An 18,767-nucleotide genomic window follows, 5' to 3' on the forward strand; every position below is an offset into this window, starting at 1 on the left:
TTGCGATCCTCGGCCACGACGTGGGGACCGCTGTCGCTCAAACGAACTGCGCCCCTGCCCCGGTTGTTTAGACGCGGGAACCAGGGGCGCAGATCACGGCAAAACTGGGTGACTTACTTCTCGACGATCGCGAGGACGTCGCGAGCCGAGAGAACGAGGTAGTCCTCGTTGTTGTACTTCACCTCGGTGCCGCCGTACTTGCTGTAGAGCACGACATCGCCGACGTTCACGTCGAGCTCGATGCGCTTGCCGTCCTCGACACGGCCCGGGCCCACGGCCAGGACGACGCCCTCCTGGGGCTTCTCCTTGGCGGTGTCCGGAATGACCAGGCCCGAGGCCGTGGTCTGCTCGGCGTCGAGCGGCTGGACCACGATGCGGTCCTCAAGCGGCTTGATGGCAACCTTGGAGCTGGTGGTCGTCACGATCCGACCTCCCCCTTCGGAGATCTCACGGGGTTAACTGTCTGAGGTGGCGACCAGGTGGATCCGTCGTCGCGGGTGCCGGACCTGCCCGTCGCTGTGTGTCTGGCACTCACCACTGGAGAGTGCCAACGCTGAGACTATGACGCGGTTAGCACTCGGTCAAGCGGAGTGCCAGCGCGGCGGGGTGCGCTTCCCTCCACGCGGGCCGGCAGGCACCGCGAAGGCGTGCCCTCGGACGGCCCGCACCCCTGTGACCAGCACCCTCGGCGACGGGACCGGGCCGGGACAGCAGCCGATTGAGGGGCAAGTTCCCATCAAATCGGACACACCTTCCCGTTCCCTCGCAACCACGCCACGGGCTGCCTCGTCTACTTCCCCGACTGCCTGGCCGACGAACCGGGCACGACCCGGCCGGCCGGCGGCCTCGACGATCAGTGGGGGAGGAAACCCGTGCGTGGACAGACCAGCGTTCCCCGGGCGGCCCGGCGGCCGGAGAGCGACGCCGAGCGCACGATGACGTTCGCCGCGCTGGCCCGGGCACCGGACCGGCGGCGGACCGAGGCATGGCTGCTCGCCCTCGCCGTGCTGATAGCGGACTTCGGCTACGCCTGCACCGGCCTGTCGATGACCGGCCGGCTGCCCGGTGGGCTGGCCGGGTTCGCCATCAGCATGTTCTTCGTGGCGCTGGTGCCGCATCTGGTCCTGCGCCGCTTCGCGCCGCGCGCCGATCCGCTGATCCTGCCGCTGGCGACGCTGCTGACCGGGATCGGCCTGGTGCTGCTGCACCGCCTGGACATCACCTATGCGCAGACGCCACGGCTCAAGATCGCCGAGGCGGCGAGCGGGCAACTGGTGTGGACGGTGATCGGGGTGGCGGTCTGCATCGTCATCCTGCTGGTGCTGCGCGATCACCGCATTCTGCAGCGCTACATCTACCTGACGATGGTGGTCGCGCTGGTGCTGCTGATGGCCCCGGCCTTCTTCGGTGCCGACATGTACGGCGCCAAGCGCTGGATCCTGCTCGGGCCGCTGTCGCTGCAGCCCGGCGAGTTCGTGAAGATCATGATCTCGGTGTTCTTCGCGGGCTACCTCACTGTCAACCGCGATGCGCTGGCGCTGGCCGGCCGCCGCGTCCTGGGCGTCCAACTGCCCCCGGGCCGACAGCTCGCACCGATCTTCACCATCTGGGTGATCAGCCTGCTGGTGCTGATCTTCGAACGGGACCTCGGCACCTCGCTGATCTTCTTCGGCGTCTTCGTGATCATGCTGTACATGGCCACCAACCGCACCAGCTGGGTGGTGTGCGGCCTGCTGATGGCCGTCGTCGGCGCGGCCGTCGTCGGCTCCCTGGAACCACACGTCCACGGCCGGGTCACCGCCTGGCTGGACCCGATGCGGGCCTTCACCAAGGAGGGCGTGGCCGACGGCATGTCCGACCAGCTGGGCCAGGCGCTCTTCAGCTTCGGCAGCGGCGGCATCTCCGGCACCGGCCTGGGCCAGGGCCACCCCGAACTGATCGGCTTCGCCGGCAACAGCGACTTCATCCTCACCACCGTCGGCGAGGAACTGGGCCTGGCCGGGGTGATGGTCGTGCTCATGCTGTACGTACTGCTCGCCCAGCGCGGACTGCGGGTGGCGCTGACCGCCCGCGACCCGTTCGGCAAACTGCTCGCGGTCGGGCTCGCCGGAGCGCTCCTGCTACAGGTCTTCGTCGTCGCCGGCGGCGTCACCGGCCTGATCCCGCTCACCGGCAAGGCCCTGCCGTTCCTCGCCAAGGGAGGCTCGTCGCTCGTCGCGAACTGGGTCATGGTGGCGCTGCTGCTGCGAATCAGCGACCACGCGCAGCGTCGGCGTGAGCCGGCTTAGTCTTCCCACGTTCCGCTGCGCTTTGCCGCGCCTCGTTTTCGGCCTTCCCGCCGTGGGGGTGTCTCGCCGTTGCGCCTGCGGCGGGCCCGTCCGCTGCGCTTTGCCCGTCCCGACGTGGAGGATTGTCGCCGTTGCGCCTGCGGCGGGCGGGGCCGCTGCGCGGGGCTGTCGGGGTGCGGTGACGGGCCTGCGCGGGTGGGGGTGTCCGGACTGCTTCGCTTTACGTCCGGACACCCCCACCCGCGCAGGCCCGTCCCCTCCCGTGGGTGGGAGGGAAAAACGGTGGTGGGAGTGCACGCAGGTGGTCCGGTGCACCTCGTGATCACACAGAAACAAGTCCCCCCGGTACGACCGGCAAGGGCCAGAACGGCCACAGCGACGGCCCGCCCCCACCGGCCTTCACTCACTCCACACACGGGAGGGGACGGGCCGGAGGGGCAGGGGTGTGGGACGTAAAGCGAAGCAGTCCCACACCCCTGCCCCGCAGGCCCGTCACCGCACCCACAGCCCCGCGCAGCGGACCCCGCCCGCCGCAGGCGCAACGGCGAGCAAGCCCCACGGCGGGACAGCCGACAACGTGGGAAGCCGCCACCAGGCGCAACACCCACGGCGGAAAAGACAAAAACGTGGGGAGACAATGACACCGTGAACGACCTCGACACCTTCTCCGACCTGCTGGCCCCGGAGGGCCAGGCCCTGCTGGACGAGTTGCGGGACCACGACCCGTCGGACGAGCTGGCGGCAGCCACCCGGCTGCGCCGCGATCACCCCGCGGCGCTGGTGTCGGCCGCGCTGAGCCAGGCCCAGCTGCGGCAGCGCGCGGCGGCGAAGTTCGGCGCGGAGGCGGGGCGGATGTACTTCACCCCGAACGGCGTCGAGCAGTCCACCCGCGCCGCGGTCGCCGCCCACCGCGCCGCCCGGCTCGCCGCGCTGGGCGTCCGTACGCTGGCCGACCTCTGTTGCGGCATCGGCGGCGACGCACTCGCGCTGGCCCGGGCCGGGATCCGGGTACTGGCCGTCGACCGGGACCCGCTGGCCTGCGCCGCGGCCCGGGCCAACGCCGAGGGGCTGGGGCTCGCGGAGCTGATCGAGGTGCGCTGCGCGGACGTGACGGAGGTGGACACCGCCGGATATGACGCGGTGTTCGTCGATCCGGCGCGGCGCGGCAAGGCGACGACGAAGGGGGCGGCGCGCGGTGGCCGGGCGACGGGTGGGCGCATCTTCGATCCCGAGGCGTACTCGCCGCCGCTGTCCTGGGCCGTCGAGGCGGCCCGTACCGCGCCGTGCGCGGCGCTGAAGATCGCGCCGGGGGTGCCGCACGAGGCGCTGCCCGAGGACGCCGAGACGGAGTGGATCTCGGACGGGGGCGACGTCAAGGAGGCCGTGGTGTGGTTCGGCGCGGCCCGGGACGGGGCGGCCCGCCCCACGCCCGGCGGCCGCCGCGCCACGCTGCTGCCGGCCGGGGACTCCCTGCTCGGCGCCGGGCTGCCGGACCCCGAGCCGGGGCCGGTCGGGGACTGGCTGTACGAGCCGGACGGGGCGGTGATCCGTGCCCATCTCGTCGCGGACGTCGCCCGGCAGATCGACGGCCGGCTGATCGATCCGACGATCGCGTACCTCACCGCGGACCGGCTGACCGAGACGCCGTACGCGACCGCCTACGCGATCACCGATGTGCTGCCGTTCCACGTCAAGAAGCTCAAGGCGCTGCTGCGGGAGCGCGAGGTCGGCATCGCGGTGATCAAGAAGCGCGGCTCGGCGGTGGAGCCGGAGGAGCTGCGGAAGAAGCTGAAGCTCGGCGGCGGCCGCAAGTCCTGCACGATCTTCCTGACCCGGGTCGACGGCGCCCCCACGATGCTGCTCGGGCACCCCGCGGCGGACGTGTCCTGACCGGCCCTCACGCCAGGTCGGTGAGGTCCTCGGCGTAGACCTGGGAGAGCGGCTGCGGGCCGATGTACTGCTGGCAGGTGCACTGGCCCGCCTCGTACTGCACCGGCTTGCGGTCGGCGTCCCAGGCGACCGCGACCTCCACCAGCTCATGACACTTGCCCTTTTTGTCATGCTTGGCGAGGTGGTGGGTGCAGCCGCACACCGGCTGCGGCTGCTGCTGCGCCGCGGCCAGCTCCTGCCGTTCCTGACGGGCGGTCTCCAGCCGCTCCATCTTGCGCTCGTGGCGCGTACGCAGCGCCGTACGGGCGGTGTCGGCGACCTTCGCGAAGCCACCCGCCATGAAGAAGATGAAGACCCACCAGAACCAGTCCACAGCCTGCCGCCTCCCCACGTGCGCGCCCGGTGCTGCCTGCCAGGGTAAGACCTCCGGCCGGAGCTCGGGCCGGAGGTGGCGCGAGGACTCGCAGAACGACAAAACGAGCCCTCGCCCGGCCTCGGGGGTACGGCCTCAGGAGTAGAGGTTGTGCTTGCTCGTCTCGTGGACGTGGTCGTGGTGGTGATGCGGGGCGGGCTGCTCCTCGCCGGTCTCGCCGGGCACATGCGGTTCGGTGACCGGCAGGGACGAGTCGGCGGAGAGGTCCCAGGCGGAGGCCGACCGGCCCCGTGCCACCATCTCCGCGCCCAGGGCGGCGACCATCGCGCCGTTGTCGGTGCACAGCTTGGGCCGCGGCACCCGCAGGGTGATCCCGGCGTCCTCGCAGCGGCGTGCGGCCATCGCCCGCAGCCGGGAGTTGGCCGCGACCCCGCCGCCGATCATCAGGTGGTCCACGCCGTTGTCCTTGCAGGCCCGCACGGCCTTACGGGTCAGCACGTCCACCACGGCCTCCTGGAAGGACGCCGAGACGTCCGCCACCGGCACCTCCTCGCCGGCCGCCCGCTTGGCCTCGATCCAGCGGGCCACCGCCGTCTTCAGACCGGAGAAGGAGAAGTCGTAGACCGGGTCGCGGGGGCCGGTCAGCCCGCGCGGGAAGCGGATCGCGTCGGGGTTGCCCTCGCGTGCGTAGCGGTCGATGACCGGGCCGCCCGGGAAGCCGAGGTTCAGCACCCGCGCGATCTTGTCGAAGGCCTCGCCGGCCGCGTCGTCGATCGTCGAGCCCAGGGGGCGGACGTCGGAGGTGATGTCGGGCGCGAGCAGCAGGGAGGAGTGGCCGCCGGAGACCAGCAGGGCCATCGTCGGCTCCGGCAGCGGGCCGTGCTCCAGCTGGTCGACGCAGATGTGCGAGGCGAGGTGGTTGACGCCGTAGAGCGGCTTGCCGAGGGCGTAGGCGTACGCCTTGGCGGCCGAGACGCCGACCAGCAGGGCACCGGCCAGGCCCGGACCCGCGGTGACCGCGATCCCGTCCAGGTCGCTCGCCGCGACGCCGGCGTCCTTCAGCGCGCGCTGGATGGTGGGGACCATCGCCTCCAGGTGGGCGCGCGAGGCCACCTCCGGCACCACGCCGCCGAAGCGGGCGTGCTCGTCGACGCTGGAGGCGACCGCGTCGGCGAGGAGGGTGTGGCCGCGGACGATGCCGACACCGGTCTCGTCGCAGGAGGTCTCGATGCCGAGGACGAGCGGTCCGCCGCGTGAGTCAGCCATGAGTCTCAAGTTCCTTGTACGGAGGGTGCTTCGGAGGAGGTCTGGGTGGTGCGGCGCATGACGAGGGCGTCGACGTTGCCGGGCTGGTAGTAGCCGCGGCGGAAACCGATCGGTTCGAAGCCGAAGCGCTCGTAGAGGCGTTGGGCGCGTACGTTGTCGACCCGTACCTCCAGCAGCACCTCGTGGCATTCGAAGTCCGTCGCGGCACCGAGGAGTTCGGTCAGCAGCCGGGCGCCGAGGCCGGTGCCCCACATCTCGCGGGCGGTGGCGATGGTCTGGATGTCGCCGGTGCCGTCGACGGCGGCCAGCCCGCCGTAGCCGACGAGCCGGCTGCCCCGGTGCGGTGGGGCCTCCAGTTCGGCGACGAGGTAGCGGCGGGTGGCGTACGGGCCGCGCGCATGGGCCAGCTCGGACCAGAACATGCCCGGCGACCAGGCGTCCTCGGGGAACAGTTCCCGCTCCAGCTCCAGCACCGGCGCTATGTCCCACCAGCGCATCTCGCGCAGCGAGGCGTCGAGCCGGGGTGCCCCGTCGCGCGGCGGGGCCGCCGCGGGGCGCTGGTCGGGCGACGGGCGGGTGGTCACCGGGGAGTGACCACCTTGTAATTGGCGGGCACCTGGGCGTCCGGGCGGCGCAGGTACAGCGGCTGCGGAGGAGGCAGCTCCTCACCGGCGGCCAGCTTCTCGGCGGCCAGCGCGGCCAGCGCCCCGGCGGACTGGTGCTCGGGGGCCTCCCGCCGCAGGCCGGTGAAGACCGTGTCGTAGAGCACGGCGCCGGCACCCACCGCGGGGACGCCGGCCACCTGGTCGGCGAGGTCCGCGGGACGGTCGACTGCGGGCTCGGTCAGGCGGGTACGGGCATCCCCGTAGCGCGCCCAGTAGACCTCCTTGCGGCGGGCGTCGGTGGCCACGACGAAGGGCTCGGTGAGCCCGGAGGCGTAGGCCAGGCCGTCCAGGGTGCACAGGCCGTGGACGGGCACGCCGAGCACCGCCCCGAAGGTCGCGGCGGTCACCAGGCCCACCCGCAGACCGGTGTACGGTCCCGGGCCCACGCCGACCACGACGTCGCTGACGGCGTCGAGTTTCTGTCCGGCCTCGGCCAGCACCCGGTCGACGGCGGGCAGCAGCAGCTCGCCGTGGCGGCGCGCGTCCACCTGGCGGGACTCGGCGAGGACCCGGGCGCCGTCGTGGAGCGCGACGGTGACGGCGGGGGTGGCGGTGTCAAGAGCTAGCAGCAGCACGTCCTTAAGACTACGGCTCGGCCGGTGGTACCTGTCGCGGTGCTACCGTCGCCCCGTAGCCCAGCAGCAAGCAGCCCGGCATTCCAAGGCCCGGGGCTCCCCGCCGGCGGCAGGGAGAGGGAGGAAAGGTGGCACAGCGGTGCCCGCTAAGAGCAGCACGATCGTCACCGCGCTGACCACGGCCGCCGTGGTCGTGGTCGGTGTGCTCGGCTACCAGGCCGCGGCGTCCGCTCCGGACACCCTCACCCAGACCCGCAAGGCCGGCCACCACAGCGCGTCCAAGAGCCGCCCGGAACGGAGCGGCAAGAAGGACAAGGCCCCCGCTCCGGCCGCGGTCCCCGATGCCTCCGGCAAGGGCCGCCGGATCGTGTACTCGCTGGACGCCAAGCGGGTCTGGCTGGTCGGCGGGGACGACAAGGCGCTGCGGACGTTCAAGGTCGCGCCGAGCGCGGTGAGCCCGTCGCTGGGCGCGTACGCGGTCGGCTCGCGGTCGGTGAGCGTCACGGGCTCGGACGGCATCGCGATCGAGCACGTGGTGCGGTTCGCCTCCGTGGAGGGCGTCACCGTCGGCTTCAGCGCGGCCGTCGACGGCTCCATGCCCGAGCCGGGCTCGGCGAAGAGGACCGGCGGCATCCGTGAGTCGCGGGACGACGGCAAGGCGATGTGGGACTTCGCCCTGCACGGCACCAAGGTCGTCGTGGTCTCCTGACCGCACGGCGCCCGGCCGGTCCGCCCTTCGCCCTTACGGGCTACGCCGCGTCGCGCCCTCCGGTGGACGCGGCCACGGAACCGGCCGTGTTCTCCCCGTTCCCCCCGTCCTCCGCTCCGGGCGCCGCATTCGGCTTGTCCTGACGGGCTTCCCCGGCGGCGTCGGGGGGTGTGGAGACGGCGCTGGCCGCGGCGCAGGCCGCGAGCAGTTCGTTCATGGACGGCGTCTCGGGCGCCTCGTGATCGGCGCGCCCGGCCGCCGCGAAGGGGGCACTCCCGCGCCCTTCAGGCGTGGGGGAGGGCTGATGGGCCGACATGGACGCCTCCCGGGGCTCCTGGGACGAGCGACAGAAGCTAGGGTCACTACTTAGGCAGCCCTAACTGGGGTCTCCACCCATGTCACCATGCCCGGCACCAGGTATGCAACATCTTACCGACGGCTTGTCGGAAACTACCGGACGGTCGGCGGGCCCGACGACGGGACCGGAGGCGGGCCGGACCGCCCCCACCTCGGGCGCCGGTGCCCGCTACGTCAGCAGGTCTCCAGCGCGGGCAGGCCGGCGTCCGCCCAGCGCGCGCCGAGGCCGGTGACCGTCACCTCGCGCACATCGTCCACGTCGTCCTCGGGGTGCCCGCCCGCACCGCCGGGCGCGTCCGCGCCCACCGCGCGTCCGATGACCACGTGCAGCCGGTCCTCGGACAGCTCCTCGACCTTGCCGTCGCCCCACTCCACGACCACCACCGACTCCGGCAGCGAGACATCGAGGTCCAGGTCCTCCATCTCGTCCAGCCCGCCGCCGAGCCGGTACGCGTCGACATGCACCAGCGCGGGGCCGCCGGTCAGGGAGGGGTGCACCCGGGCGATGACGAAGGTGGGCGAGGTCACGGCGCCGCGCACGCCCAGCCCCTCCCCCAGGCCGCGGGTCAGCGTCGTCTTGCCGGCGCCCAGCTCACCGGTGAGCAGCACCAGGTCGCCGGGGCGCAGCAGCGGGGCCAGCCGACGGCCCAACTCCTGCATCTGATCGGGGGACTTGACGGTTACGTGCGCAATCGCTCCGGTGGTGCTCATGCCGCAAATGGTACGTCCCGCCCGGCGTGCCCCCGCCGCCCCTCGAAGACGGACCTCGGACGGCGCCACGGCGCGGCCGGGCACCGGCCCGCTGCCCGGCCGGGGCCCTCGGCGAGGCCCGCCGCACCCGGCGGACCTGCCGCGACGGCCTGCCGGACCGCGGCCCGGCAGGCCCCGGGCGGCTCAGGCGCGGGCGTGCCGCGAGCTGCGGGCCGCCACGCTCGCCCGCTCCACCAGCGACACCAGATGTTCATTGACCAGCTCGGGCCGCTCCAGCATCACCAGATGCCCGGCACCGGGGACACACACCAGGTCCGCATGGGGCAGCACCTCGGCGATCGTCCGGCTGTGGTCGGCGGGAGTGATCAGATCGCTCTCCCCGGCGAGCACCAGCGCGGGCACCGCGTCGTACGCCACCAGCGCCTCGGTCTTGTCGTGCACCGCGAACGCCGGGAAGAACTCGGCGACCACATCGATCGGGGTCGCCTCGATCAGCCGCTCGCCGAACCGGGCGATCCCCGGGTCCACGTTCTCCGGCGTCCCGAACGAGTACCGCTTGATCAGCCCCGCGAAGAGGTCGGCGGTGGCCCGCCGACCGCGCTCGACGATCTCGCGCTGCCAGCCCAGCGCCTTCAGCACGCCCGGCGCGAGCCAGTGGAAGGCCTTGACGCCCATGGACGGCAGCCCGAAGCCGACCTCGCTGAGCCGGCCGGCGGAGGTGCCGATCAGGGCCACCCCGACCACCCGCTCCGCGACGTACTCGGGGAACTGGTCGGCCAGCGCCATCACGGTCATCCCGCCCATGGAGTGCCCGACCAGCACGATCGGCCCCTCGGGCACCGCGGCGTCCAGCACCGTCTTCAGGTCCCGGCCCAGCAGGTCGATGGTGACCGGTTCCGTACCGTCGATCTGGCCGTGGCCGCGCGAGGAGCGGCCGTGGCTGCGCTGGTCCCAGTGGACGGTGCGCACCGTGCCGCGCAGCGCGGAGCGCTGGAAGTGCCAGGAGTCCTGGCTCAGGCAGTAGCCGTGGCTGAAGACGACCGTGGGGGCCGCCGAACGCCGTCCCAGCGCCGCCGTCAGCCGCTTGCGCAGTCCGCCCTGGGCCTCCTGCGCGGCGCGGGCCTCCTTGCCGCGGACCGGCTTGGCGGACCGGTCGTTCTTGCCGTGTTTGCCGTGCTTGCCGTTCACCGCGGACTTGGCCGCCCCGTCGGCCTTCTCCGGCGGGCCCGGCTCGTCGACCTCGTAGTACAGCTCGGTGCCGTCCTCGGCGATCGCGGCACCCGGGGTGCCGCGCAGCGTGCCGTACGGACCGGCGGCGTCCAGGGCGAGCCGGGCGCGGCGCCGCATGCCGCGGCCGACCGTCATCCGCTCTATCGCCACACCGGCCGCGGCACCCGCCGCGACCACGCCGATCGCGGCACCGGCGACACCGGCGTGCCGGCCGGCCCGTGCCCAGTTGCCGGCCACCTCGGCGGCCGTCTCGACCGCCTGCGCGGCGGCCTCCTGTCCCTCGGTCATGCCGTACCCCCCGTGAGCGCGCTGTCTCCTTCGGCTTCGCTCCCTGTGCCGCTGTCCACATAGACGCGCGGCACCCGGGATCCGATCCGGGTGACGATCTCATAGCCGATGGTTCCGGCCACCCGGGCCCAGTCCTCCGCGGTCGGCTCGCCGCGGTCCCCGGGGCCGAACAGCACCGCCGGATCGCCCGGCTCGGCGCTGTCGCCGTCCAGATCGACCACGAACTGGTCCATCGCGATCCGCCCGGCGACCGTCCGCAGCCGGCCGGCGACCAGCACGGGGCCGACGCCGGAGGCGTGCCGCGGGATGCCGTCGGCGTAGCCGAGCGGGACCAGCGCCAGGGTGGTCTCGCCGGGCGTCGTGTACTGGTGCCCGTACGAGACGCCATGGCCGCCCGGGACGCGCTTGACCGACGCGAGCGAGGCCTCCAGCGTCATCGCCGGCCGCAGCCCGAGCTCCTGGGAGGTGCCGAGTTCGGGACTGGGCGAGATCCCGTAGATGCCGATGCCGGTGCGGACCAGGTCGAAGTGCGCCTCGGGCAGCGTCAGCAGCGCCGGGGTGTTGGCGATGTGCCGCACCTCGGGGCGCAGTCCGGCCGTCTCGGCGGTCTTCAGCACGTCGTGGAAGACGTCCAGCTGGGCGGCGATCGAGGGGTGGCCGGGCTCGTCGGCGCAGGCGAAGTGCGACCAGACCCCGGTGACGGTCAGCGTGCCCTCGGCCTCGGCGGCGCGGGCCGCCGCAGTCAGTTCCGGCCAGTCGGCGGGCGGGCAGCCGTTGCGGCCGAGACCGGTGTCGGCCTTGAGCTGGACGCGGGCGGTGCGGCCGCAGGCCCGCGCCGCCGCGACGACCTCGTGCAGCGCCCACATGCCGCTCACCGAGACGTCGATGTCCTCCTCGACCGCCCGCTGCCAGGGGCCGCCGGGCGTCCACAGCCAGCACATCAGCCGCCCGGTGTCACCGGCCTCCCGCAGCGCGAACGCCTCCTCGGGCAGGGCCGTGCCCAGCCAGCCCGCACCGGCCTCACGGGCGGCGCGCGCGCAGCGCACCGCCCCGTGGCCGTAGCCGTCGGACTTGACCACGGCCATCAGCTCTGCCCGGGGTGCACGGGCCCGCAGCGCACGGACGTTCGACCGCACGGCGGCGACGTCGATGGCGGCACGGGCACGCTTCACTGTCTCGTTCATCCCCCTCAGTGTCGCAGGCGCCGTTGCGACACCCCGGGGGACGGGCGGGGAAACCGTGCTCACACGCTGGGTTTCCGCCCCCAGACGTACACGACGTCCTGCTTCTTCAGCAGTTCCCACAGCTTCTGCGCATCCCCCCACGTGAGGTTGATGCAGCCGTGCGAGCCGGGTCCTTGGTAGATGTCGTCGTAGACGGCGTGGAGTGCCTCCCCGCGGTCGAAGAACTGCGCGAACGGCATGGACGTGTGGTAAAGGTTGGAAATGTGGTGTCTGTGCCGCAGGTAGATCCGGTACGTACCGGTCCGGGTCTCCATCGTCGGCGCACCGGAGCGCATCACCACCGGGTCGAAGATCACCCGCCCGTCCTGCTGCACCCACAGCAGCTGCCGGGTCAGGTCGGCGCACACGGTCCGCTCGGGACGGTCGGGACAGTGACCGGCCCGGTTCGGGTCCTTCTTGGCCCGCATCAGCCGCACCATCGCCCCCGTGACCGGCCCCGCGAATCCGGACGCCGGCGCGATGCGGTGCGCCTGCTGGAACCGCCGGATCGCCCGGCAGTCCCCCGTACTCTGCCGCCCGTCCACCTCCCGCCCCAGGTAGCGCTCCGCCTGCCGCTGGTAGGGCCCGGTGGACCGGCTGCACGCCACCGGCCCGGGGCTGTGGCGCACCGCCTCGGACCGCGGCACGTACTCGGTGTGCCGCTGCTGCCCGCGCGCCGGTGCCCGGCCGGGTGTCTCCTGCTCCGCCGCGCGCAGAGCGCGCGAGAGCCCAGGAACCAGGTCGGCGTCCGGGTACGAGACGGGCTCGGGGACCGCGCGCGAGACGGGCGACGGTGCCGCGGCCACCGCGGGCGGCCCGGCGACGACGAGCAGCGAGGCGCAGACCAGCAGCGCCGGAAGAGTACGTTTCATGCCCTCACGCATGCCGTGACCGCGCGGCCGCACCGCCCGCCGGACGCGAGGTTCGCCCTGGTGCCCGCCCCATTCCCCCGCGGGGCGTAACGCCGGCCCGCCGCCTTCTGTCAGTCCGTCACATCGCGCCAGGCCGCGGCCAGATGGCCCGCCACCTCCGAGGCCAGGATCGGTGCGCCGGCCGGTCCGGCCGCCCGGCGGGCCGCCAGCCCGTGCAGGTAGGCACCGACCGATCCCGCGTCCCGCGCGGTGAGTCCCGCGGCGAGCAACGACCCCGTCACCCCCGACAGCACGTCCCCGCTCCCGGCCGTCGCCAGCCAGCCGGTCCCCGTGGGGTTGACCCGCACCGGCCCGTCCGCCGCCGCGACCAGCGTCGTCGAGCCCTTGAGCAGCACCGTGGCGCCGTACCGCGCCGCCAACTCCCGTACGCAGGCCAGCCGTGCCGCCTCGACCTCCTCGCGCCCGCGTCCCAGCAGCGCGGCGGCCTCCCCCGCATGCGGCGTCAGCAACGTCTCGGCCGTACGCCGCCGGACCCGCTCCGGCGTCAGGAACCGCAGCCCGTCCGCGTCCACCAGCACCGGGACCTCTGCCGCCAGCACGTCCTCCAGCGCGTCCGATTCCTCGCCGAGGCCGGGACCGATGACCCACGACTGCACCCGGCCCGCCTTGTCCGGCGGCCCGGCGTGCACCAGCGTCTCCGGGAAGTGCGCGAGCACCGCCTCGGCGGCCGGTCCGACATAGCGCACGGCCCCGGCGCCGCCGCGCAGCGCACCCGCCACCGCGAGCACCGCCGCGCCCGGGTACCGCGCGGACCCGGCGACCACCCCGACCACACCGCGCCGGTACTTGTCGCTCTCGGGCGCCGGACGCGGCAGCAGATCCGCCACGTCCGCATGCTGCAACGCCTCCGCGTCGGCCTCCTGCGGCAGCGGGAGGCCGATGTCCACCAGCCGCAGCGCCCCCGCCCGGTCCCGCGCCGGATCGATCAGCAGCCCCGGCTTGTACGCGCCGAACGTCACCGTCGCATCGGCCCGTACGGCGTCCCCGTTCACCTCACCGGAGTCCGCGTCCACACCGCTGGGCAGGTCGACGGCGAGCACCGGCGCCGACTCCCGTGCCGTACGCGCCAGTTGCGCGGCCTCCGGGCGCAGCCCGCCCCGTCCCCCGATCCCGACGATCCCGTCCACGACCAGATGGGCCCGCGCGAGGTCCGCCCGCGGATCGGCCGAAACGCGCCCCCCGGCCGCCCGCAACGCGGCCAGCCCGCCCTGGTGCGCCCGTTCGGGCGAGAGCAGCACCGCCGCCACCCCGGCCCCGCGCCGCGCCAGCCGGGCCCCGGCGTACAGCGCGTCCCCGCCGTTGTCGCCGCTGCCCACCAGCAGCACCACCCGGGACCCGTACACCCGCCCCAGCAAGTCCGCGCAGGCGACGGCCAGTCCGGCCGCCGCCCGCTGCATCAGGGCCCCTTCGGGCAACCGGGCCATGAGCTCTCGCTCCGCGGCCCGCACGGTCTCCACGCTGTAGGCAGTCCTCATACGGACAAGTCTCGCCCCTCGCCCACGGGGTGCGGCGGATTTCCCCTCCCCACGACGACGGCGCCCGCCCGCCGGCGAGCGGGGGGGCGCCGTATGCGGCCTCACGCCTCGGCGATCACCACGGCGGAGGCGACCCCCGCGTCATGGCTCAGCGACACGTGCCACGTGCGGACCCCGAGCTCCTTCGCGCGCGCCTCGACGGTGCCCCGCACCCGCAGCCGCGGCTGCCCGCTGTCCTCGACGTACACCTCGGCATCGGTCCAGTGCAGCCCGCTCGGCGCCCCGAGCGCCTTGGCCAGCGCCTCCTTGGCCGCGAACCGCGCGGCCAGCGAGGCGATGCCCCGGCGCTCGCCGCTGGGCAGCATCAGCTCCTCCTCGATGAACAGCCGCCGTGCCAGCTCCGGCGTGCGCTCCAGCGCCGCGCCGAAGCGTTCGATCTCGGCGACATCGATCCCGACCCCGATGATCACTCCACCGTCACCGACTTGGCGAGGTTGCGCGGCTGGTCGACCTCGTTGCCGCGGGCGGTGGCCAGCTCGCAGGCGAACACCTGCAGCGGGACCGTGGACACCAGCGGCTGCAGCAGCACCGGCGTCCGCGGGATCCGCACCAGGTGATCGGCGTAGGGCACCACCGTCTCGTCACCCTCCTCCGCGATCACGATCGTCCGCGCCCCCCGCGCCCGGATCTCCTGGATGTTGGACACGATCTTGTCGTGCAGCACGGACCGCCCCCGCGGCGACGGCACCACGACGACGACCGGCAGATCGTCCTCGATCAACGCGATCGGCCCGTGCTTGAGCTCACCGGCCGCGAAGCCCTCCGCGTGCATGTACGCGAGCTCCTTGAGCTTCAGCGCGCCCTCCAGCGCCACCGGATAGCCCACGTGCCGGCCGAGGAACAGCACGGTGTTCTTGTCGGCGAGGGAGCGCGCCAGCGCCCGCACCGGCTCCATCGTCCGGAGCACCTGCTCGACCTGGGTGCCGATGGCCGCCAGTTCGCGCACCACGTCCCGGATCTCGTCGCCCCACTTCGTGCCCCGCACCTGCGCGACGTACAGCGCCACCAGGTAGCAGGCCACCAACTGCGTCAGGAACGCCTTCGTGGAGGCCACCGCGACCTCGGGACCGGCGTGCGTGTACAGCACCGCGTCCGACTCCCGCGGAATGGTGGAGCCGTTGGTGTTGCAGATGGCCAGCACCTTCGCGCCCTGCTCGCGCGCATGGCGCAGCGCCATCAGGGTGTCCATGGTCTCGCCCGACTGGCTGATGGCGATCACCAGCGTCCGCCGGTCCAGGATCGGGTCCCGGTAGCGGAACTCGCTCGCCAGCTCCGTCTCGCAGGGGATCCGCGTCCAGTGCTCGATCGCGTACTTGGCGATCATCCCCGCGTGGTACGCCGTGCCGCACGCCACGATCACGACCTTGTCGACCTCGCGCAGCACCGCGGGTGGGATCCGCACCTCGTCCAGGGACAGCACCCCCGACGCGTCGATCCGCCCCAGCAGCGTGTCGGCCACCGCCTTCGGCTGCTCCGCGATCTCCTTCAGCATGAAGTAGTCGTAGCCGCCCTTCTCGGCGGCCGAGGCGTCCCAGTCGACGTGGTACTCGCGCACCTCGGCGGGCGCACCCTCGAAGTCGGTGACCGTCACCGACTCCCGGCGCAGCTCCACGACCTGGTCCTGGCCCAGCTCGATCGCCTCACGGGTGTGCGCGATGAACGCCGCCACGTCCGAGGCGAGGAACGCCTCCCCGTCCCCGACCCCCACCACCAGCGGCGAGTTCCGGCGCGCCCCGACCACCACGTCCGGCTCATCGGCATGCACCGCGACCAGCGTGAACGCGCCCTCCAGCTGCCGGCACACCTGCCGCATCGCCTCGGCCAGCTCACCACAGGACGAATAGGCCTCGGCCAGCAGATGCGCCACGACCTCGGTGTCCGTCTCGGACGCCAACTCGTGTCCGCGGTCGGTGAGTTCGGCCCGCAACCGGGCGAAGTTCTCGATGATGCCGTTGTGCACGACACAGACCCGCCCGGCATTGTCCAGATGCGGATGGGCGTTGTCGTCGGTGGGCCCGCCATGGGTGGCCCACCGGGTGTGCCCGATACCCGCCGCCCCGGCCGGCAGCGGACGGTCCGCCAGCTCCTTCTCCAGGTTGGCGAGTTTCCCGGCCTTCTTGGCCGCCGCCAGCCCCCCATCGGCCAGCACGGCGACACCCGCCGAGTCATAACCGCGATACTCCAGCCGCTTCAACCCGGCCAGCACGACATCCAGGGCGCTCTGCCCGCCCACATATCCCACGATTCCGCACATGGAGGCAGCGTACGCCGGGGGCCCTCAATACCCCCGCGCTATCCGCTCGTGCGCCTCGCGCACCGTCTCCAGGAATTCCTCGTCGGCCTCCGCGTCCGCCCCGAGTTCGCTGCCCGGCTCATGGCGCTCCAGGAAATCGGCTAAGTCCTCCCCCAGATCCGCTTCCGGGAGCTCCTCGGCCAGCTCGGCGTACACCCGGGCGGCGAATCCGTCCGGGGCGGCATCCGCCGCCCGGTCGCCGGTCGCGCTTCCGGTCCTCCCCCACGGCCGCTGTCCCAGCAGGCCGGTCCTACGCGCTCGCACACGCACCCCTTGATTCGTCCCTGGCCCACAGCCGGGCCTCTCCCCGCTACCGACCGTACCGGGCAATAACCCTCGGGTACAGACACCCGGGCTGAGAAGCACCCAAGCCCGGCCACGACGTCCATCCGGCCCCTCTCCACGGTGCCCGGCCGGGCACCCCGAGATGAACGGCGTGTGGCGGCTGCGCACAATGGGCGCGTGCCCCTGACGACCGATCCGCAGCAACGACGCCGCGCCGACAGCTCCCCGTACGTCGATCTGACGCGCGCGCAGTGGAGCGCCCTGCGGGAGAAGACCCCGCTGCCCCTGACGGCCGACGAGGTCGAACGGCTGCGGGGCCTGGGCGATGTCATCGACCTCGACGAGGTACGCGATGTCTACCTCCCGCTGTCCCGGCTCCTCAACCTCTATGTCGGCGCCACCAGCAATCTGCGCGGCGCACTGAACACCTTCCTCGGCGACGCGGGCGGCGGCCCCCAGCCCGGTACCCCGTTCGTCATCGGGGTCGCGGGCAGCGTGGCGGTCGGGAAGTCGACCACCGCCCGGCTGCTGCAGGCGCTGCTGGCCCGATGGCCCGAGCATCCACGGGTCGAACTGGTCACCACCGACGGCTTCCTGTTCCCCAACGGAGAGCTGCACCGGCGTGGCCTGATGTCCCGCAAGGGCTTCCCGGAGTCCTACGACCGGCGGGCGCTGACCCGCTTCGTGGCGGATGTGAAGTCCGGCAAGGCCGAGGTCACCGCGCCCGTCTACTCCCACCTGATCTACGACATCGTGCCCGGCGAGCGGCTGACCGTGCACCGCCCCGACATCCTCATCGTCGAGGGCCTGAACGTCCTGCAGCCGGCCCTGCCCGGCAAGGACGGCCGCACCCGCCTCGGGCTCGCCGACTTCTTCGACTTCTCCGTCTACGTCGACGCCCGCACCGAGGACATCGAGAAGTGGTACCTCGGCCGCTTCCGCAAGCTGCGCGAGACGGCCTTCCAGAACCCGTTCTCGTACTTCCGCAAGTACACCCAGGTCTCCGAGGACGAGGCCCTCGACTACGCCCGGAAGATGTGGCGGACCATCAACAAGCCCAACCTGCAACAGAATGTGGCCCCCACCCGCGGCCGCGCGAACCTGGTGCTCCGCAAGGGGCCGGACCACAAGGTGCAGCGGCTGTCGTTGCGCAAGCTCTAGGGAGTCGCACGCGTGCTGCATCTACGCCTGATCGTCCCCGACGACCGCACGGACGAGGTGCTCCGGCTGCTGGAGACGACCGTCGGGGTGACCCATCTGGTGGTGCTGAGCGGGGCGGCCCGCGACCCGCGGGGCGACGTGGTGATGTGCGATGTCGCCCGGGAGGCCGCCGACGGCCTGCTGGCCGGGCTCCGGGCCATGGAGCTGGACCGGACCGGTTCCATCGCGCTGGAGAACATCGACCTGTCGCTGTCCCGGCGGGCCGACCGGGCGGCGGACGACGCCCCCGGCGAGGGCGCCGACGCCGTGCTGTGGGAGTCGCTGTCCGACGCCACCCACGAGGAGTCCACGCTCTCCGCGACCTATCTGGCGTTCCTGACGGTCGCCACGATGATCGCGGCCTGTGGTGTGGTCCTCGACAACGCGGTCCTGATCGTCGGCGCGATGGCCGTGGGCCCGGAGTTCGGTCCGCTGGCCGGCATCTGCACCGCGCTCGTCCAGCGCGCGCCCCGGCTGGCCTGGCGCTCCCTCCAGGCGCTGCTCGTCGGATTCGCGGTGGCAATGGCAGTGACCGTCGGCTTCAGCCTCTTCATGGACGCGGTGGGCCTCTTCCACGTCGAGGCCCTGGAGGCCGCGCGCCCGAACACCAACTTCATCTACCGGCCCGACTGGTTCTCGTTCGTCGTCGCCGTACTCGCCGGTATCGCCGGGGTGCTGTCACTGACGTCCGCGAAATCGGGCGCCCTGGTCGGCGTGGCGATCTCCGTCACCACGGTCCCGGCCGCCGCCAACGCCGCGGTGGCGCTCGGCTACCAGGAGTACGGCCAGGCCTGGCACTCCATGGAACAGCTGCTGCTGAACCTGGCGGGCATCGTCCTGGCCGGCACCCTGACGCTGACCGCCCAGAAACTGCTGTGGGCCCGGCAGGGCACCGGGCTCCGGGCCCCCTAGGCCCCCCGCCGCTCACGTCACAGGCCCCGCCCGAT

General features: G+C 72.9%; 19 protein-coding genes. 5 read left to right on the forward strand and 14 right to left on the reverse strand.

All coding sequences use genetic code 11. The features are described from left to right. Positions 1-113: 113 nt before the first annotated feature. Entirely contained in the window at positions 114-422 is a 309-nt protein-coding gene (gene groES, locus Scani_RS33385) for a co-chaperone GroES (RefSeq protein WP_006604922.1), read from the reverse strand. Between the two features lie 513 nt (positions 423-935). On the opposite strand from groES, the gene Scani_RS33390 reads away from it, so the two are divergent. Both Scani_RS33390 and Scani_RS33395 read left to right on the forward strand, forming a co-directional pair. Continuing rightward, positions 936-2,288 (forward strand): FtsW/RodA/SpoVE family cell cycle protein, encoded by a 1,353-nt coding sequence (locus Scani_RS33390; protein ID WP_159482525.1) that lies wholly within the window; start codon positions 936-938, stop codon positions 2,286-2,288. Between the two features lie 645 nt (positions 2,289-2,933). After that, positions 2,934-4,178 carry a class I SAM-dependent methyltransferase gene (locus Scani_RS33395; RefSeq protein ID WP_159481465.1) on the forward strand — a complete coding sequence of 415 codons (1,245 nt, stop codon included), beginning with the start codon at positions 2,934-2,936 and terminating at the stop codon, positions 4,176-4,178. A gap of 7 nt (positions 4,179-4,185) precedes the next feature. Here Scani_RS33395 and Scani_RS33400 read toward each other — a convergent pair whose 3' ends face one another. From Scani_RS33400 to tsaB, 4 genes are all read right to left on the reverse strand, one after another. Continuing rightward, positions 4,186-4,551: a hypothetical protein gene (locus tag Scani_RS33400; RefSeq protein WP_159481466.1), complete on the reverse strand. Its 366-nt coding sequence runs from the start codon at positions 4,549-4,551 to the stop codon at positions 4,186-4,188. A 135-nt stretch (positions 4,552-4,686) separates the two neighbouring features. Then, positions 4,687-5,817 (reverse strand): tRNA (adenosine(37)-N6)-threonylcarbamoyltransferase complex transferase subunit TsaD, encoded by a 1,131-nt coding sequence (tsaD, locus tag Scani_RS33405; protein WP_159481467.1) that lies wholly within the window; start codon positions 5,815-5,817, stop codon positions 4,687-4,689. Between the two features lie 5 nt (positions 5,818-5,822). Continuing rightward, positions 5,823-6,401: a ribosomal protein S18-alanine N-acetyltransferase gene (gene rimI, locus Scani_RS33410; RefSeq protein ID WP_246296295.1), complete on the reverse strand. Its 579-nt coding sequence runs from the start codon at positions 6,399-6,401 to the stop codon at positions 5,823-5,825. Next, positions 6,398-7,057 carry a tRNA (adenosine(37)-N6)-threonylcarbamoyltransferase complex dimerization subunit type 1 TsaB gene (gene tsaB, locus Scani_RS33415; protein WP_159481468.1) on the reverse strand — a complete coding sequence of 220 codons (660 nt, stop codon included), beginning with the start codon at positions 7,055-7,057 and terminating at the stop codon, positions 6,398-6,400. Before tsaB ends, rimI begins: the two co-directional genes overlap by 4 nt. 139 nt (positions 7,058-7,196) lie before the next feature. On the opposite strand from tsaB, the gene Scani_RS33420 reads away from it, so the two are divergent. Continuing rightward, a complete protein-coding gene (locus Scani_RS33420) occupies positions 7,197-7,766 on the forward strand; it encodes a hypothetical protein (protein ID WP_159481469.1) in 570 nt (189 codons plus the stop codon). 40 nt (positions 7,767-7,806) lie between these two features. On the opposite strand, the gene Scani_RS33425 is transcribed toward Scani_RS33420, so the two are convergent. From Scani_RS33425 to Scani_RS33465, 9 genes are all read right to left on the reverse strand, one after another. Beyond that, a complete protein-coding gene (locus Scani_RS33425; protein WP_159481470.1) occupies positions 7,807-8,082 on the reverse strand; it encodes a hypothetical protein in 276 nt (91 codons plus the stop codon). Positions 8,083-8,297: 215 nt separating this feature from the next. After that, entirely contained in the window at positions 8,298-8,834 is a 537-nt protein-coding gene (gene tsaE / locus Scani_RS33430; protein ID WP_159481471.1) for a tRNA (adenosine(37)-N6)-threonylcarbamoyltransferase complex ATPase subunit type 1 TsaE, read from the reverse strand. A gap of 183 nt (positions 8,835-9,017) precedes the next feature. Then, complete coding sequence (locus Scani_RS33435; RefSeq protein WP_159481472.1) at positions 9,018-10,352, reverse strand: alpha/beta fold hydrolase; 1,335 nt, start codon at positions 10,350-10,352, stop codon at positions 9,018-9,020. Then, a complete protein-coding gene (gene alr / locus Scani_RS33440; RefSeq protein ID WP_159481473.1) occupies positions 10,349-11,536 on the reverse strand; it encodes an alanine racemase in 1,188 nt (395 codons plus the stop codon). Before alr ends, Scani_RS33435 begins: the two co-directional genes overlap by 4 nt. Positions 11,537-11,595: 59 nt before the next feature. Beyond that, a complete protein-coding gene (locus tag Scani_RS33445) occupies positions 11,596-12,447 on the reverse strand; it encodes a L,D-transpeptidase (protein WP_246296296.1) in 852 nt (283 codons plus the stop codon). 110 nt (positions 12,448-12,557) lie between these two features. After that, a complete protein-coding gene (locus Scani_RS33450) occupies positions 12,558-13,982 on the reverse strand; it encodes an NAD(P)H-hydrate dehydratase (protein WP_159481475.1) in 1,425 nt (474 codons plus the stop codon). A 101-nt stretch (positions 13,983-14,083) separates the two neighbouring features. Beyond that, on the reverse strand, positions 14,084-14,452 hold the full coding sequence (locus tag Scani_RS33455; protein WP_159481476.1) for a holo-ACP synthase: 369 nt from the start codon (positions 14,450-14,452) through the stop codon (positions 14,084-14,086). Then, entirely contained in the window at positions 14,449-16,296 is a 1,848-nt protein-coding gene (gene glmS / locus Scani_RS33460) for a glutamine--fructose-6-phosphate transaminase (isomerizing) (protein WP_159481477.1), read from the reverse strand. The genes Scani_RS33455 and glmS overlap by 4 nt, the downstream gene beginning before the upstream one ends. Positions 16,297-16,320: 24 nt before the next feature. Beyond that, the gene (locus Scani_RS33465) at positions 16,321-16,599 is read right to left on the reverse strand and encodes a hypothetical protein (protein WP_246296297.1); all 279 of its coding nucleotides are present in this window, start codon (positions 16,597-16,599) and stop codon (positions 16,321-16,323) included. A 198-nt stretch (positions 16,600-16,797) separates the two neighbouring features. Between Scani_RS33465 and coaA the strand changes: the two genes are divergently transcribed. Both coaA and Scani_RS33475 read left to right on the forward strand, forming a co-directional pair. Continuing rightward, complete coding sequence (coaA, locus tag Scani_RS33470; RefSeq protein ID WP_159481479.1) at positions 16,798-17,781, forward strand: type I pantothenate kinase; 984 nt, start codon at positions 16,798-16,800, stop codon at positions 17,779-17,781. A gap of 12 nt (positions 17,782-17,793) precedes the next feature. After that, positions 17,794-18,732 (forward strand): DUF389 domain-containing protein, encoded by a 939-nt coding sequence (locus tag Scani_RS33475; protein WP_159481480.1) that lies wholly within the window; start codon positions 17,794-17,796, stop codon positions 18,730-18,732. Positions 18,733-18,767: the final 35 nt, after the last annotated feature.

Source organism: Streptomyces caniferus, from assembly GCF_009811555.1.
In the GTDB taxonomy this organism is placed as follows: Bacteria; Actinomycetota; Actinomycetes; order Streptomycetales; family Streptomycetaceae; genus Streptomyces; species Streptomyces caniferus.

What these genes read in the sequence shown, in the direction of transcription:
- Scani_RS33390 (WP_159482525.1), top strand. Translation starts at nt 936, where the DNA reads ATGACGTTCGCCGCGCTGGCCCGGGCACCGGACCGGCGGCGGACCGAG.
- tsaD (WP_159481467.1), bottom strand. Translation starts at nt 5,817, where the DNA reads ATGGCTGACTCACGCGGCGGACCGCTCGTCCTCGGCATCGAGACCTCC.
- Scani_RS33425 (WP_159481470.1), bottom strand. Translation starts at nt 8,082, where the DNA reads ATGTCGGCCCATCAGCCCTCCCCCACGCCTGAAGGGCGCGGGAGTGCC.
- tsaE (WP_159481471.1), bottom strand. Translation starts at nt 8,834, where the DNA reads ATGAGCACCACCGGAGCGATTGCGCACGTAACCGTCAAGTCCCCCGAT.
- Scani_RS33435 (WP_159481472.1), bottom strand. Translation starts at nt 10,352, where the DNA reads ATGACCGAGGGACAGGAGGCCGCCGCGCAGGCGGTCGAGACGGCCGCC.
- alr (WP_159481473.1), bottom strand. Translation starts at nt 11,536, where the DNA reads ATGAACGAGACAGTGAAGCGTGCCCGTGCCGCCATCGACGTCGCCGCC.
- Scani_RS33445 (WP_246296296.1), bottom strand. Translation starts at nt 12,447, where the DNA reads ATGAAACGTACTCTTCCGGCGCTGCTGGTCTGCGCCTCGCTGCTCGTC.
- Scani_RS33450 (WP_159481475.1), bottom strand. Translation starts at nt 13,982, where the DNA reads ATGAGGACTGCCTACAGCGTGGAGACCGTGCGGGCCGCGGAGCGAGAG.
- glmS (WP_159481477.1), bottom strand. Translation starts at nt 16,296, where the DNA reads ATGTGCGGAATCGTGGGATATGTGGGCGGGCAGAGCGCCCTGGATGTC.